Origin of the sequence: Nocardioides sp. GY 10113, assembly GCF_004919105.1 — a bacterium.
Classification (GTDB): domain Bacteria; phylum Actinomycetota; class Actinomycetes; order Propionibacteriales; family Nocardioidaceae; genus Nocardioides.
This window is the reverse complement of sequence record NZ_STGK01000019.1, coordinates 1-12,735: the sequence shown is the minus strand read 5'-3', so window position 1 is coordinate 12,735 and position 12,735 is coordinate 1. Positions and strand designations below refer to the sequence as shown.

Below are 12,735 nucleotides of genomic sequence, written 5' to 3'. Positions count from 1 at the left end.
CTCAACCCTCAACCACGGGTTGAGGCTCAGGTCAGGAGGAGACGATCCAGCCGGCGGCGGACGACGACCATGCCGACCGCACCCATCGCCAGCAGGTAGACCACCGAGACCAACGAGGCGACCGACGGAGCGCCGAGGGTGAGCTCACGACACAGGACGACCCCGCGGTAGAGCGGCGTGCACTCGACGAGCCAGCGGACCGGCGCGGCGAAGGTGTCCACCGGGAAGAAGGTCGCTGAGAAGAGGAACAGCGGCAGCTGGACCAGCGTGATCTTGTCGAAGTCCTGGAAGTTGCGCATCCAGGTGGTGGCGGCCATGCAGACCGCGCTGAACGCGAACCCGATCAGCACGGCGGCCGGCAGCGCCAGCAGCGCCCACCACGACTCGACCAGGCCCATCGCGAGCATCACCAGCAGGAACGCCACGGCGTACAGGCTGCCCCGCAGCTGTCCCCAGGCGATCTCGCCCCGCGCCACGTCGCGCGTCGTCATCGGCGTCGCCAGGATCTGGTCGTAGAGCTTGAGGTACTTCAGCTTGAAGAAGACGTTGTACGTCGAGTCGAGCAGCGCCCCGTTGAACGCGGAGGCGGCGAGCATGCCGGGCGCGACGAACGCGGCGTAGGAGACCTCCCGGCCGCCGACGGTGAAGCCGTCGACCAGCGCTCCGACGCCGATGCCGATCGAGAACAGGTAGAAGACCGGCTCCAGGAAGCCGGACAGGAACAGCTTCCACGCGCGGCGGTACGAGATGAGGTTGCGCAGCACGAGCAGCCGGACCGCGGCCCACGGGCCCACCTGACCCGGCGCCTCGGCGGCCCCCGCGCCGGCGCCCGTCCCCAGCGCGGCGCTCACGTGATCATCCGCTTCGTCAGGCCCGTGACCGACCACCGCCAGCCGACGGCGGCGAGCGCGACCAGCACGCCGGCGTTGACCGCAGCCACCCACCAGGTGACGTGGTCGAGGGCGAACATGCGGGACAGGTTGACCCCGTGCCACAACGGCGTGAGGCGCGCCGCCCACGCCCCGGCCTCACCGAGGTTGGAGACCGGGAAGAAGGCGCCGGAGAAGAGGAACATCGGGAACACCCCGAGCCGGAACAGGACACCGAACGCCTGGTCGCTGGTGACCCGGGTGGAGAAGCCGTAGACGAGCGTGGCGAACGCGGTGCCGCACAGCACCTGCGCGCCGAACGCCAGGACCGGACCCCACCAGGTCGCGAACACCCCGAACGGCACCATCACGAGCGTGTAGACGCCACAGGTGGCGACGAGGTGCACCACCACCGACGACAGGTGGGCGCCGACCACGTGCCGCGGCTCGAGCGGCGTCGCCAGCATCGACTCGTAGACCCGCTGCCACTTGATCATGCCCATCACCGGGTAGGTCGTCTCGAAGACCGCGGTCTGCATCGCGTGGGCGGCGATCAGGCCGGGCACCACGAACGCCAGGTACGACGTGGCGCCCTCCAGCTCGGCGGGGTCGGCCTCGATGAAGCCCCCGAGCAGGACACCCATCGCGATCACGTAGAGGAACGGCGAGAGGAACGAGGAGACCAGCACCCCGCGCCAGGTCCGTCGCCACAGCGTCGCCCAGTAGTCGACCTGCCGGCCGATCCCCTGCCACAGGCCGAGAGCGCTCGGCGGCGCGGTGACCGGGTGCTCGAGCGTGCCGTCCATCGGTCCGGCCCCCTCAGTCGACCAGGGTGCGGCCGGTGAGCCGGAGGAAGACGTCCTCCAGCGTGGAGCGCCGGACCAGGGTGGCGAGCGGCTGCAGTCCCCGCTCGTGGACCCGCGTGACGACCTCCTCGCCGTCGTGGGCGTAGACGAGCAGCCGGTCAGGCAGCACCTCGACCCGCTCGCCCAGGTCCTCCACCACGGGGGCGTGCGCCTCGTGCTCGCCGACGCCGAACCGGAGCTCGGCGACCTCACGGGTGGAGTGCTCGCGGATCAGGTCCCGCGGGGCGCCCTGGGCGACGATCAGGCCCTTGTCCATCACCACCAGGCGATCGGCCAGCTGCTCGGCCTCGTCCATGTAGTGGGTGGTGAGCACCAGCGTCACCCCCGACTGCTTCAGCCGGTAGAGCTGGTCCCACAGCAGGTGTCGCGCCTGCGGGTCCAGCCCGGTGGTCGGCTCGTCGAGCAGCAGCAGCTCCGGGCGGTTGACCAGCGACCGCGCGATGGTGAGCCGCCGCTTCATGCCCCCGGAGAGCTCCTCGACCATCGCGTGCGCGCGGTCGGTCAGCTTCGCGAACTCCAGCAGCTCCCCCACCCGCTCCCGGATCACCGCCTTGGGCAGACCGAAGTACCGGCCGTACACGTAGAGGTTGTCGGCCACGTCGATCTCGATGTCGAGGTTGTCCTCCTGCGGGCAGACGCCCAGGCGGCCGCGGATCGCGGGCCCGTCGACGGCCGGGTCCATACCCAGGATCCGCAGCTGCCCGCCGCTGACCGGTGAGACCGCGGCGATCATCCGCATCGTGGAGGACTTGCCGGCGCCGTTCGGCCCGAGGAAGGCGAAGACCTCGCCGCGCCGCACGTCGAGGTCGATCCCGCGCACCGCCTCGAAGTCGCCGAACGACTTGCGCAGGCCGCGCGCAGTGATCATCGAGCCCGCTGGAGCAGGCTCCGGCAGCGCGGCGGCGGTCGAGGCGGGACGGGGTTGCTGCACCCGATCGATCCTAGGAGCAGCCGCCGACACGAAGGACCCCGATCACCCGTCCCCGCGAACCGTGGACCGACGGTCCGCCCGGGCCAGCCGGCCGAGCCACCAGGACAGCACCTCCTCGCCGTCGCCGCGCGGGTCGAGCCCGTAGGCCCGGGTCATCGCGGCGCCGACGGCCGCGAGCGCGCCAGGACGCTCCTCGGGCCCGGCGGCCTGGGCCGCGCGGGCCAGCCCCGCCGCCTCGGACCAGGCCCGCCGGTCGGACGGCAGCGGGAAGGCCGTGAGCTGGCGGGCGCTGACCTTGATCGACCCCGGGGTGAGCCCCGTGCCGAGGTAGCGGGCCGCGGCGTCGGCGACCACCGGCGGCGCCAGGGTGAGGGCGAGCAGCCGCCACAGCGCGTCCGCGTCCCGTTCGCGCGGCACGGCGGTCAGCACCGGCACCGACGGCAGCCAGCAGCCCTCGACGTCCGCGACCGCCTCGACCACTCGGCCCTGGGCGGCGACCAGCACCTTCGGAACGAGTCGGGCGTCCGCCCAGCGGGCCAACGCCCCGTCCGCACCCGTCTCGTCCGCCCCCGCCCGGAGCGCGTCGAGGTCGACCAGCGGGGCGTCGTACGGGGTGCGGGCGAAGCGGGTCGGGACGCTCCCCCAGCGGGACTCGGCGGGGTCGATCAGGCCGCTGGTGACCAGCGGGGCGTGCCCGGCCGGCGGCACGGCGACCTCGCCGGGGCCCGCGTCGCGGACGTAGGGCCGCAGCCCGTAGTACTGGTCGCGGAAGTCCGCCGTGCAGGTGGCCACGTCGCCCAGCACCCCGGTGTCGGCCGGCAGCTGGACCGGAGGGATCCCGAAGGCTGGCGCGGCGAGCGCTCCCCAGCCCTCGGGCGCCACGCCCCCGGTCGCCCCGATCCGGACCACCGGCACGCAGGTGAGCACCGGGGTGCCCTCGAAGACCGGCCGGTCGTGGCACCAGAAGTCGACGACCGCGCCGCGCTCGGCGACCTCGGCGCGGACCGGGCCGGCGTCGCGGGCGGCCAGCACGGACAACGGCTGCACCAGGGCGACCACCCCACCCGCCTCCACCAGGGACAGGCTGCGGTGCAGGAAGGCGGCGCTGGTGTCGGTGTAGGCGCCGAGCCCGCCGGTCCGGCCCGCCGTACGCCGCCGCAACTGGCCGAGGAACGGCGGGTTGCCGACCACGGCGTCGAACCGCTCCCCCGACCAGGCCTCCAGGCCGTCGGCGACCCGCACCCGGGCGGCGATCTCCTCGGCGGGCACGGTCGGGTCGAGCGCGGCCAGGCGGGCCCGGGCGAGCCGGACCGCCTCGGCGTCCAGGTCGGAGCCGTGGACGGCGCGGACGTCGCCGAGGCGCCGCGCGGCCGCGACCAGGAAGTGACCGGTGCCGCAGGCCGGGTCGAGCACGCGGTGGGACGGCGAGGTCAGGGCCCGGTCGAGGATCCAATCGACCAGCTCGGGCGGGGTGTAGAACGCGCCCCGGGCGCGCCGGTCGCCGCGGGCGTCGCCCAACGCCGCCTCGTAGGCGGCCGCGGCGGCCTCCGCGCGTTCTCGTGCCTGCTCCCCCTCGACCGCCACGGCTCGGCAGCGTAGTTGCCGGGAGCGCGCGACCACCTCCGACCCGCCCGGCGCGGCCTTCACACCGCGTCGAGGAACGACCGCACCCGTTCCATCAGCAGCGCGGTCGCCTCCGCGTCGTACGCCGCCAGGGAGGAGTCGGCGAACAGGTGCCCGTCCCCGGGGTAGACGAACAGCTCCGCGGAGGCCGTGGCGTCGGCGAGCTCGCGGGCGGCCGGCAGGTCCTCGTCGAAGAACTCGTCGCCCTCCTTGCCGTGGATCTGCACCGGCACCCCCTCCGGCCAGGCCGGCCCGAACTCGGTCACGGGGAGGCAGGAGTACAGGAGCAACGCCCCGCGAGCGCCCGGACGCGTCTGCGCCAGCCGCTGAGCGATCGTCACCCCGAACGAGAGCCCCGCATAGACGAGGTCCGGGCCGAGCTCGTCCGCCGCGGCCGCACCCCGCTCCCGGAGCGTGTCGAACCCGAGGTCCCGCGCGGCCCCGAAGCCGGCCTCGATGGTGTCGAACGTGCGCCCTCCGAACAGGTCGGGCGTGTGCACCGTGTGGCCGGCCCGGCGGAGGTCGTCGGCGAACGCCCGCACGCCGTCGGTCAGGCCCTGGATGTGGTGGTAGAGCAGTACCTCTGCCATGTCAGCGGTGCTCCTTCGCGTCGACGCGTCCGGCCATCCGGCGATGCTGGTCCGCCCGAGACGATCAGGCAACCCCCGAGCGCGCGGGGCGGGTCCGGCCCCGTCAGCCACCACCCTGGCGCGCCGCCAGGTCCAGGCCGGCGCTCCAGCCCGGCGCGCGGCCGCCGCGCGGCGGGGTGATGGCCCCCATCTCGTGGCCGGTACGGGCGAGCGCCCACGCCACCACGGAGTTCGAGTTCCACATCTCCCCCGCGCCCAGCTGGTCCCGCCCCCACACGAGCCCCGGAACCTGGCGCAGCACCGCGAGCACGGCCGCCGCCCGGCGGGGGTCCGTCGTGGTGCGGACGGGGCTGTCGACGGCCTCGGCGAGGTCGGGGATCCGGCCACCGGGCCAGCAGCGCACCTCGTACCGGAACGCCCGGAAGCGGCCCAGCCAGGCCGCCCCGACCGGCCCCTCCCGCACCACCCCCCGGTCGGCGTCCGCGACGTTCCACACCGGACCCATCTCGACGGCGTAGGTCTCCTCGCCGAGCCGCACCATCAGGCCCGCGTGGTAGAGGTCGAGGGGCGCCCGGCGCTCGCGCCGGGCCGACCAACCCTCGTAGATCCGACCGTTGAGCCGCACGAAGTGCCCGCCCGCGCCCAGCGGCAGCCAGTAGAGATCGATCCACCCCGTCACGCCGTCACCCCCCTCCCCGACTGCTCCACCGTCGAGCCCTCCGTCGCTCGGCACCGCTCACGGCCGGAACCGGCGCCGAACCGCCTCCCACACCGCCTCGCCGCGGTCGTGGCCGCCGAGCCCCCGCGTCACGTACGCGGCGCCGTACCTCGCCGCCGGCTCCGCCCAGGCGGAGCAGCCGCCGGCGCCACCCATGCCGATCTCGGGGCGCCCGTCCTCCTCGTCGACCTGGAGGCCGAGGGTCCAGGTCACCGGCCGGTCGAGCACCAGGTCGTGCCCCGAGGCGGCGGGCTCCGTGTACGCCCGCCACAGCGCGGGGCCCAGGCGCTCGCCCACGACGCCGTCGGGGCGGGCCAGGTCGTCGTAGAACGTGGCGAGAGCGAGCGCCGTGGCGTGCAGCGCCACGGCGGGGAACGGCGTGCGGCGGAAACGCTCGGAGTTGAGCACGTCCGCGTCGAGCAGACCGGGCGGGCGGCCCAGAGCAGGGCCCCAGCGCGGATCGGCGAGGTACGCCGACGCCCACCCCGGCTCCGCCTCGACCAGCGTCGCGACGCGACCGAGGTCTGCCGGCCCCACCCGCAGGTGGAGGTCCCAGCCCGCCGCTCGCGCGATCCGGGCGAACCGCTCGTCCAGCGCCTCCCCGGTGGCGCGGCGCAGGAGCTCGTCGAGCAGGTGGCCGTACGTGAGGGCGTGCTCGGCCACGGCGGCGCCCGGCCGGTGGACGGGCGACGCAGCGGCGAGCAGGCCGACCAGCATCTCGCGGTCGTCGTACTCGGCGTCCGCCGCCGCCTCCGGGAAGGCCGGCAGCCCGGCCTGGTGGGAGAGGAGGTGGCGCACGGTGGTCGCCGCCTTCCCGGCCGCACCGTAGGCCGGCCACACCGACGCCACCGGCTGGTCCAGGCCGAGGGTGCCCTCGCGCACGGCGTCGAGGACGGCGAGCGCGGCGAACGGCTTGGCGACCGAGAAGGTCATCACCAGGGTGTCCGAGGTCCACGGCGCTGTCCCGTCCCGCGTGCCGGCGGCGTGGTCGACCTCCACCACCCCGTCGCGTACGACGGCCACCGCCGCGCCGGGCTCCGTCCCCGACGCGGCGAGCCGGTCGAGCACGTCGGCGGGCGGCACGGGCCTAGCCAGCCGGAGGTGCGGCTGACACCGTGAGCTCGACCGACGCCGCGACCCGGTACGGCTGGGTGTCCACCAGCGCACCGACCGCCTTGCGCAGCCGCGACAGCTCGGCGCGGATGGTCACCTCGTGGTCGGCGTCGCCGTAGAGAGCGGTGCTGAGCGTTCGGGCGGTCACCCCGTCGGGCCCGGCAGCCGCCACCAGCCGGAGCAGCTCGGCGTGGCGCCGGGTCAGCTGGCGGCGCCAGCCGTCGGCGTCGGCGTCGACGGTCAGCATGCCGGTGGCGAGGTCGAGCCGGGCGTGCAGCAGGCGCGCGGAGTGCCCCGGCCTCAGCAGCCAGCCGCGGTCGGCGAACCGCTCGGGCAGGCACAGCCCGATGCCCGGGATCGCCAACGGCTGGCCCGGCACCGGGGCCGCCGTCCGCTCGTGCCCACCGACACCCCGGCGGTGCGCCACCCAGCCCAGGTCGTCGACCACCAGCGCGGGCCCGCTGGATCCGGCGAGCAGCGGCTCCGCATGGCGGCGCAGCAGCTCCAGGTGGTCGGCGTGCAGCCGCAGCAGCTTCGCCTCGGCCAGCCGGACGGCGCTCTCCACCAGCATCCGGATCGCGGGGTGCAGCGTCAGGGCGGGACCGCTGACGTCGACGACGCCGATCAGCCGGCCGGTGCGGGGGTCGTGGATGGGCCAGGCGCTGCAGTACCACGGGTGCTGGGCGTTCTCGTAGTGCTCGGCGGAGAAGAGCTCGACCGGCGCGGACTCGGCGAGGGCGGTGCCGATCGCGTTCGTGCCGACGGCGCTCTCGGTCCAGGTGGCGCCCTCGGCGAACCCGAGGACGTCCGCCTGTCGCCGTACCCGACTCGAGCCCTCGCGCCACAGCACGACGCCGTCCGCGTCGGTGACCACCATCAGGAACGCCGAGGCCTCGGCGACGGAGGTGAGGACGTGGCGCAGCTCGTCGATCACCAGGTGCAGCGCGGACCCGGCCCGGCGGCGCTCGACCTCGGCGGCCGGCAGCGGGTCGCGGGGACCGGCGGCATCGGCGTCCAGCCCCATCTCCATCACCCGTCGCCAGGACCGCGCCACCAGGGCGCGGGGCTGCGAGGCGGGGCGGACACCGGAGAGGACCGCGTCGTGGACGATCCGCAGCTCCCGCGCCCGGACCGACAGGTCCGTGCCGGGGTCGACCGCGGCGTGGCCGCCGAGGCGAGGGCTCGGGTTCCCGCTCATCGCACTCCTAGGTGAGAGCACGAGCATAGGCCCGCGAGTGACCGCCGTCACTGCCGAAAATGCGCGAGCCCGCCCTGATGCAACACGCCGCAACGGTGGCGCTGGCCGTGACGACGGAGGTTCGATGGCAGGTACCCCACCAGGAGGGCAGGCACGCGACCCGGGTCCCGGTCCTCGGCTCGCCAGCCGCCCGCCCAGCCGGCCGGACCGATCGTCCCCCGGTCCGGCCGGCGCTTTGCTTGCGCGTCGCACCGACCCTGTTAGAGTCACAGTGACTACAACACGGAGGTGGACGCGGATGGAGCGCACCGGCCTGCTCACGGACCGCTACGAGCTGACGATGCTCGACTCCTGGGTCCGCGACGGCAGCGTCGACCACCCGGCCGTCTTCGAGGTCTTCGCCCGTCGGCTGCCCGAAGGCAGGCGCTACGGGATCGTCGCCGGCCAGGGCCGACTGCTGCCGCTCGTCGAGGCGTTCACCTTCGACGCCGACGAGGTCGAGTGGCTCCGGGCCGACGGCGTGGTCGGCCCCGAGACCGCCGCCTACCTGCGCGACTTCCGCTTCCGCGGTGACATCGACGGCTACCCCGAGGGCGACCTCTACTTCCCCGGCTCCCCCGTCCTCACCGTGTCCGGCACGCTCGGCGAGTGCGTCGTGCTGGAGACCCTGCTCCTCAGCGTCCTCAACCACGACTCAGCGGTGGCCAGCGCGGCCGCCCGGATGGTCGACGCCGCGGGCGGCCGACCGATCATCGAGATGGGCGGGCGGCGTACGCACGAGGAGGCCGCGGTGGCCAGCGCTCGGGCGGCGTACCTGGCCGGGTTCGCCTCCACCAGCAACCTCGCCGCCGGACGCCGCTTCGGGATCCCCACCGTCGGCACCGCCGCCCACGCGTTCACGCTCGCGCACGAGAGCGAGGAGGCCGCGTTCCGCAGCCAGGTGGCCGCGATGGGCACCGGCACGACGCTGCTGGTCGACACCTACGACACCGCCGAGGGCATCCGCACCGCGATCCGCGTCGCCGGCACCGGCCTCGGCGCCGTCCGGATCGACTCCGGGGACCTCGCCGAGGAGGCCGCCAGGGCCCGCGCGCTGCTCGACGACCTCGGCGCCACGGACACCCGGATCGTGGCGACCAGCGATCTCGATGAGTTCGTGATGGCGGCCCTGGCCGACGCCCCGATCGACGGGTACGGCGTCGGCACCCGCGTCGTCACCGGCTCGGGGCACCCGACCGCGGGCATGGTCTACAAGCTGGTCGCCGTCGGCGACGAGCCGGGCGGGCCGCTGCGGCCGGTGGCGAAGCGGTCCGCGGCGAAGGCGTCCGCCGGGGGCGCGAAGCGCGCCTGGCGCCGGTACGACGGCGGCACGCTCACCGCGGAGTGGTTCACCACCGGCCCGTCGGCGTCGGTGGACGCCGTCCCGGCCGGCGCGGTCCCGGCCCAGGTGCCGATGGTCCGCGGCGGCGCCACCGTCGGGGCGCCAACGCTCGAGCAGGCGCGGGCCCACGCGGCCGCCGCGGTCGCGTCGCTCCCCCACGGCGCCCGGGGCGTCGCGGCCGGCGATCCGTACCTCACCGTTCGAGAGGAGCAGCAGATGAGCAGCAGTACCGACGGCACCGCCAGCACCGCGCTGATCGTGGTCGACGTGCAGAACGACTTCGTGGAGGGCGGCTCCCTCGGCGTGGACGGCGGTCGCGCCGTGGCCACGCGGATCAGCAAGCACCTCGCCGACCACGCCGGCGACTACGCGGTGATCGCCGCGTCCCGCGACTGGCACCACGGCGGCGACACCAACGGCGGGCACTTCGCCGAGCCCGGCGAGCAGCCGGACTTCGTCACCACCTGGCCGGTGCACTGCGTCTCCGGCGCACCGGGCTCGGACTACGCGCCCGAGCTGGTCACCGACGCCGTGACGCACCACGTCGTCAAGGGCATGGGGGTGCCGGCGTACTCCGCCTTCGAGGGCGTCACCGACACCGGCGAACGGCTCGCCGACGTGCTACGCACCGCCGGTGTCACCTCGGTCGAGATCACCGGCATCGCCACCGACTACTGCGTCCGGGCGACCGCGCTGGACGCGCGCGGCGCCGGCTTCGCTGTCCGCCTCCTCGACGGCCTGCACGCGGGCGTCGCACCCGACTCCTCGGCCGCCGCGCTCGAGGAGATGGCCGCGGCGGGCGTGACGCTGGGATGAGCGACCACCCGCCGTTCGCGCTCGCCGTCGACCTGGCGGTCTTCACGATCCGGGAGGGCGCGCTGGCGGTGCTCCTGGTGGAGCGCGGCGGCGAGCCGTACGCCGGCTCGTGGGCACTGCCCGGCGGCTTCGTCGAGCCGGACGAGGACGCCGAGCAGGCAGCCTGGCGCGAGCTCGCCGAGGAGACCGGCGTCGAGCGCTTCGACGGCCACCTGGAGCAGCTGCGCACCTACTCCGCGCCCGACCGGGACCCGCGGATGCGGGTGGTGTCGGTGGCCCACGTGGCCCTCGCGCCGGACCTGCCCGACCCGACCGCCGGATCCGACGCCGCCAACGCCCGCTGGTGGGCCGTCGACGACCTGCTGGGCGAGGGCACCGACGCGCCGACGCTTGCCTTCGACCACGGCCAGATCCTCGTGGACGCGCTGGAGCGGGTCCGCGCGAAGCTGGAGTACACGACACTGGCCACGGAGTTCGTCTCCGAGCCGTTCACGTTGCCCGAGCTCCGTCGGGTCTACGCGGCCGTCTGGGGCACGCCGCCGGACCTGGGCAACTTCCGCCGCAAGGTGCTGGGGACCGAGGGGTTCGTCGTCCCGACCGACGCGCGCGGGGAGTCGTCCGGCTCCGGCGGCCGCCGGGCGCTGCTCTACAAGCGCGGGCCCGCCTCGCTGATCCAGCCGCCGATGGTCCGCGGCTGAACGGCGTCAACCGCATGGTTGACAAGGGGCCGGCGGCGGCGTGTAATCAACCGCATGGTTGATGATGAGGACCGGCTGACCCGCGTCTTCGCCGCGCTCGCGGACCCGACCCGGCGCGACATCGTCGCCCGGCTGACGGCCGCGGACGCCACCGTCGGAGAGCTCGCGGCGCCGTACGCCGTCTCCACGCAGGCGGTCTCCAAGCACGTCAAGGTGCTCGAGGAGGCCGGGGTGGTCCGGCGCAGCCGGGACGCCCAGCGGCGGCCGGTGCACCTGGACGCCGAGGTCTTCGACCTGATGACGAAGTGGATCGAGCGCTACCGGCAGCAGGCCGAGGAACGCTACCGCCGCCTGGACGACGTGCTGGCCGATCTCAGGGCCGACGACGCGGAGGCAGCGCACCCCAGCGAAGGAGCAGCAGGATGACCATCACCCGAGGCACCAGGATCGAGGCGGATCCCTCCGTCCCCACGGTCAGGATCGTGCGGGAGTTCGACGCACCGCGCGAGCTCGTCTACCGGGCCCACGTCGACCCCGACCTGATCGCCCGGTGGCTCGGGCCGCGGGACACCGAGATGCGGATCGAGACATGGGAGATGCGCACCGGCGGCGAGTACCGCTACACCGCGGTGCGCGGCGGCGAGGAGATCGCGCACTTCTACGGCTCGGTGCACCGGGTCACCGAGAACGAGAGGGTCGTCCAGACCTTCGGCTTCGACGAGATGCCCGACGCGGTCAGCCTGGACACGCTGGCGCTCAGCGACCTCCCCGGGGGCCGGACCCGGCTGGAGATCCTCTCGGTCGTCTACGACTTCGAGTCCCGCGCGAGCATGCTCGCCAGCGGGATGGAGACGGGCATCAACGACGGGTACGAGAAGCTCGACGCCCTGCTCGCCCTGCTGGGGAGCGACGCGTCGTGATCCCGTCCGATCCGGCCGAGGAGCACCGCGTCGTCGCGGGAACGTTCACCCGGCGGGTGCGCGGTGTCCCGGACTCGTGGTGGGACGCACCCACCCCGGTGAAGGAGTGGGTGGTGCGGGACGTGGTGCGCCACCTGGTCGCGTGGTTCCCCGCCTTCCTGGCTGACGGCGCCGGCATCCGGCTCGCTCCGGGGCCCGCCGTCGACGACGACCCGGTCGGCGCCTGGGAGCAGCACACCACCTCGGTCCAGCACCTGCTCGACGACCCGGACTCGGCCGCACTGGGCTTCGCACACCCACGACTCCCGGAGATGCCGCTGCCGGCAGCGATCGCGCAGTTCTACACCTCCGACGTCTTCCTGCACACCTGGGACCTCGCCCGGGCGACGAGGCAGGACCCCGGGCTCGACCCCGAGCGGTGCCGCGGGATGCTCGCCGGGATGGAGCCGTTGGACGAGATGCTGCGCCAGAGCGGCCAGTACGGCCCGCGGGTTCCCGTGCCCGAGGACGCGGCACCGGTGGACCGGCTGATCGGCTTCATCGGGCGCGACCCGGGCTGGCTGCCCGACCGGCTCCGCTGACGGGCCTGTCGGTGCGTGGACCTACCGTCGACCCATGGCGTACGACGAGGCACTGGCCACCCGGATCCGCGAGATGCTGGAGGGCTCGCCCGGGCTGACGGAGAAGAGGATGTTCGGCGGGCTGGCGTTCCTGCTGGACGGCAACATGGCCGTGGTCGCGAGCGGCCAGGGCGGACTCATGGTGCGGGTCGGCGACGCCGCGCCCGCACTGCTCGGGTCCACGCCCGCGGTCCCGGTGGAGATGCGCGGGCGCCCGATGAGCGGCTGGCTGCGGGTCGACACCGATCAGCTGGACGACGACGCCACGCTCGCCGAGTGGGTCGAGCGCGGCGCCGCCTTCGCGAGGCTGCTGCCGGCCAAGTAGCGCCTCGGCGACGCTGTCGGAGCCGTGCGCGAGCCGCTGGTTGAGGCGCGAGCGGAGCGAGCCTCGA

14 protein-coding genes are annotated in these 12,735 nt (G+C 74.5%); 6 read left to right on the top strand and 8 right to left on the bottom strand.

Going from position 1 to position 12,735, the window contains the following annotated elements; genetic code table 11:
• Positions 1 to 26: 26 nt before the first annotated feature.
• From E8D34_RS18330 to E8D34_RS18295, 8 genes are all read right to left on the bottom strand, one after another.
• Positions 27 to 851, bottom strand: a complete 825-nt coding sequence (locus E8D34_RS18330; protein ID WP_240771448.1) for an ABC transporter permease — start codon at positions 849 to 851, stop codon at positions 27 to 29.
• Complete coding sequence (locus tag E8D34_RS18325) at positions 848 to 1,675, bottom strand: ABC transporter permease (RefSeq protein WP_136596111.1); 828 nt, start codon at positions 1,673 to 1,675, stop codon at positions 848 to 850. The genes E8D34_RS18330 and E8D34_RS18325 overlap by 4 nt, the downstream gene beginning before the upstream one ends.
• A gap of 13 nt (positions 1,676 to 1,688) precedes the next feature.
• Entirely contained in the window at positions 1,689 to 2,603 is a 915-nt protein-coding gene (locus E8D34_RS18320) for an ABC transporter ATP-binding protein (RefSeq protein ID WP_136596184.1), read from the bottom strand.
• A 105-nt stretch (positions 2,604 to 2,708) separates the two neighbouring features.
• The gene (locus tag E8D34_RS18315; protein ID WP_168929523.1) at positions 2,709 to 4,250 is read right to left on the bottom strand and encodes an N-6 DNA methylase; all 1,542 of its coding nucleotides are present in this window, start codon (positions 4,248 to 4,250) and stop codon (positions 2,709 to 2,711) included.
• Between the two features lie 59 nt (positions 4,251 to 4,309).
• Positions 4,310 to 4,879, bottom strand: coding sequence for a dienelactone hydrolase family protein (locus tag E8D34_RS18310; protein ID WP_136596109.1), 570 nt, complete (start codon positions 4,877 to 4,879; stop codon positions 4,310 to 4,312).
• Between the two features lie 103 nt (positions 4,880 to 4,982).
• Positions 4,983 to 5,558, bottom strand: coding sequence for a hypothetical protein (locus E8D34_RS18305; RefSeq protein WP_240771447.1), 576 nt, complete (start codon positions 5,556 to 5,558; stop codon positions 4,983 to 4,985).
• A 57-nt stretch (positions 5,559 to 5,615) separates the two neighbouring features.
• Positions 5,616 to 6,680, bottom strand: a complete 1,065-nt coding sequence (locus E8D34_RS18300; RefSeq protein ID WP_168929522.1) for a serine hydrolase domain-containing protein — start codon at positions 6,678 to 6,680, stop codon at positions 5,616 to 5,618.
• Positions 6,681 to 6,684: 4 nt separating this feature from the next.
• Positions 6,685 to 7,908 (bottom strand): GAF domain-containing protein, encoded by a 1,224-nt coding sequence (locus tag E8D34_RS18295; protein WP_136596107.1) that lies wholly within the window; start codon positions 7,906 to 7,908, stop codon positions 6,685 to 6,687.
• Positions 7,909 to 8,206: 298 nt separating this feature from the next.
• Here E8D34_RS18295 and E8D34_RS18290 point away from each other — a divergent pair, with 298 nt between their 5' ends.
• From E8D34_RS18290 to E8D34_RS18270, 6 genes are read left to right on the top strand one after another with little or no spacing between them, the layout of a single operon-like run.
• Positions 8,207 to 10,105 (top strand): nicotinate phosphoribosyltransferase, encoded by a 1,899-nt coding sequence (locus E8D34_RS18290; protein WP_136596106.1) that lies wholly within the window; start codon positions 8,207 to 8,209, stop codon positions 10,103 to 10,105.
• Positions 10,102 to 10,803 carry an NUDIX hydrolase gene (locus E8D34_RS18285; RefSeq protein ID WP_136596105.1) on the top strand — a complete coding sequence of 234 codons (702 nt, stop codon included), beginning with the start codon at positions 10,102 to 10,104 and terminating at the stop codon, positions 10,801 to 10,803. Before E8D34_RS18290 ends, E8D34_RS18285 begins: the two co-directional genes overlap by 4 nt.
• 54 nt (positions 10,804 to 10,857) lie before the next feature.
• Positions 10,858 to 11,229, top strand: a complete 372-nt coding sequence (locus E8D34_RS18280; RefSeq protein ID WP_136596104.1) for a metalloregulator ArsR/SmtB family transcription factor — start codon at positions 10,858 to 10,860, stop codon at positions 11,227 to 11,229.
• On the top strand, positions 11,226 to 11,723 hold the full coding sequence (locus tag E8D34_RS21160; protein ID WP_206056795.1) for an SRPBCC family protein: 498 nt from the start codon (positions 11,226 to 11,228) through the stop codon (positions 11,721 to 11,723). Before E8D34_RS18280 ends, E8D34_RS21160 begins: the two co-directional genes overlap by 4 nt.
• Positions 11,720 to 12,304 (top strand): TIGR03086 family metal-binding protein, encoded by a 585-nt coding sequence (locus E8D34_RS21155; RefSeq protein ID WP_206056794.1) that lies wholly within the window; start codon positions 11,720 to 11,722, stop codon positions 12,302 to 12,304. Before E8D34_RS21160 ends, E8D34_RS21155 begins: the two co-directional genes overlap by 4 nt.
• A gap of 34 nt (positions 12,305 to 12,338) precedes the next feature.
• The gene (locus E8D34_RS18270; protein WP_136596103.1) at positions 12,339 to 12,668 is read left to right on the top strand and encodes a TfoX/Sxy family protein; all 330 of its coding nucleotides are present in this window, start codon (positions 12,339 to 12,341) and stop codon (positions 12,666 to 12,668) included.
• The last annotated feature ends 67 nt before the right edge of the window (positions 12,669 to 12,735 follow it).

Bases quoted from the DNA above. Each gene is read 5' to 3' on its own strand.
- E8D34_RS18270 (WP_136596103.1), top strand. From the start codon at position 12,339: ATGGCGTACGACGAGGCACTGGCCACCCGGATCCGCGAGATGCTGGAG.
- E8D34_RS18310 (WP_136596109.1), bottom strand. From the start codon at position 4,879: ATGGCAGAGGTACTGCTCTACCACCACATCCAGGGCCTGACCGACGGC.
- E8D34_RS18320 (WP_136596184.1), bottom strand. From the start codon at position 2,603: ATGATCACTGCGCGCGGCCTGCGCAAGTCGTTCGGCGACTTCGAGGCG.
- E8D34_RS18325 (WP_136596111.1), bottom strand. From the start codon at position 1,675: ATGGACGGCACGCTCGAGCACCCGGTCACCGCGCCGCCGAGCGCTCTC.
- E8D34_RS18295 (WP_136596107.1), bottom strand. From the start codon at position 7,908: ATGAGCGGGAACCCGAGCCCTCGCCTCGGCGGCCACGCCGCGGTCGAC.
- E8D34_RS18280 (WP_136596104.1), top strand. From the start codon at position 10,858: ATGGTTGATGATGAGGACCGGCTGACCCGCGTCTTCGCCGCGCTCGCG.
- E8D34_RS18285 (WP_136596105.1), top strand. From the start codon at position 10,102: ATGAGCGACCACCCGCCGTTCGCGCTCGCCGTCGACCTGGCGGTCTTC.
- E8D34_RS21160 (WP_206056795.1), top strand. From the start codon at position 11,226: ATGACCATCACCCGAGGCACCAGGATCGAGGCGGATCCCTCCGTCCCC.
- E8D34_RS18290 (WP_136596106.1), top strand. From the start codon at position 8,207: ATGGAGCGCACCGGCCTGCTCACGGACCGCTACGAGCTGACGATGCTC.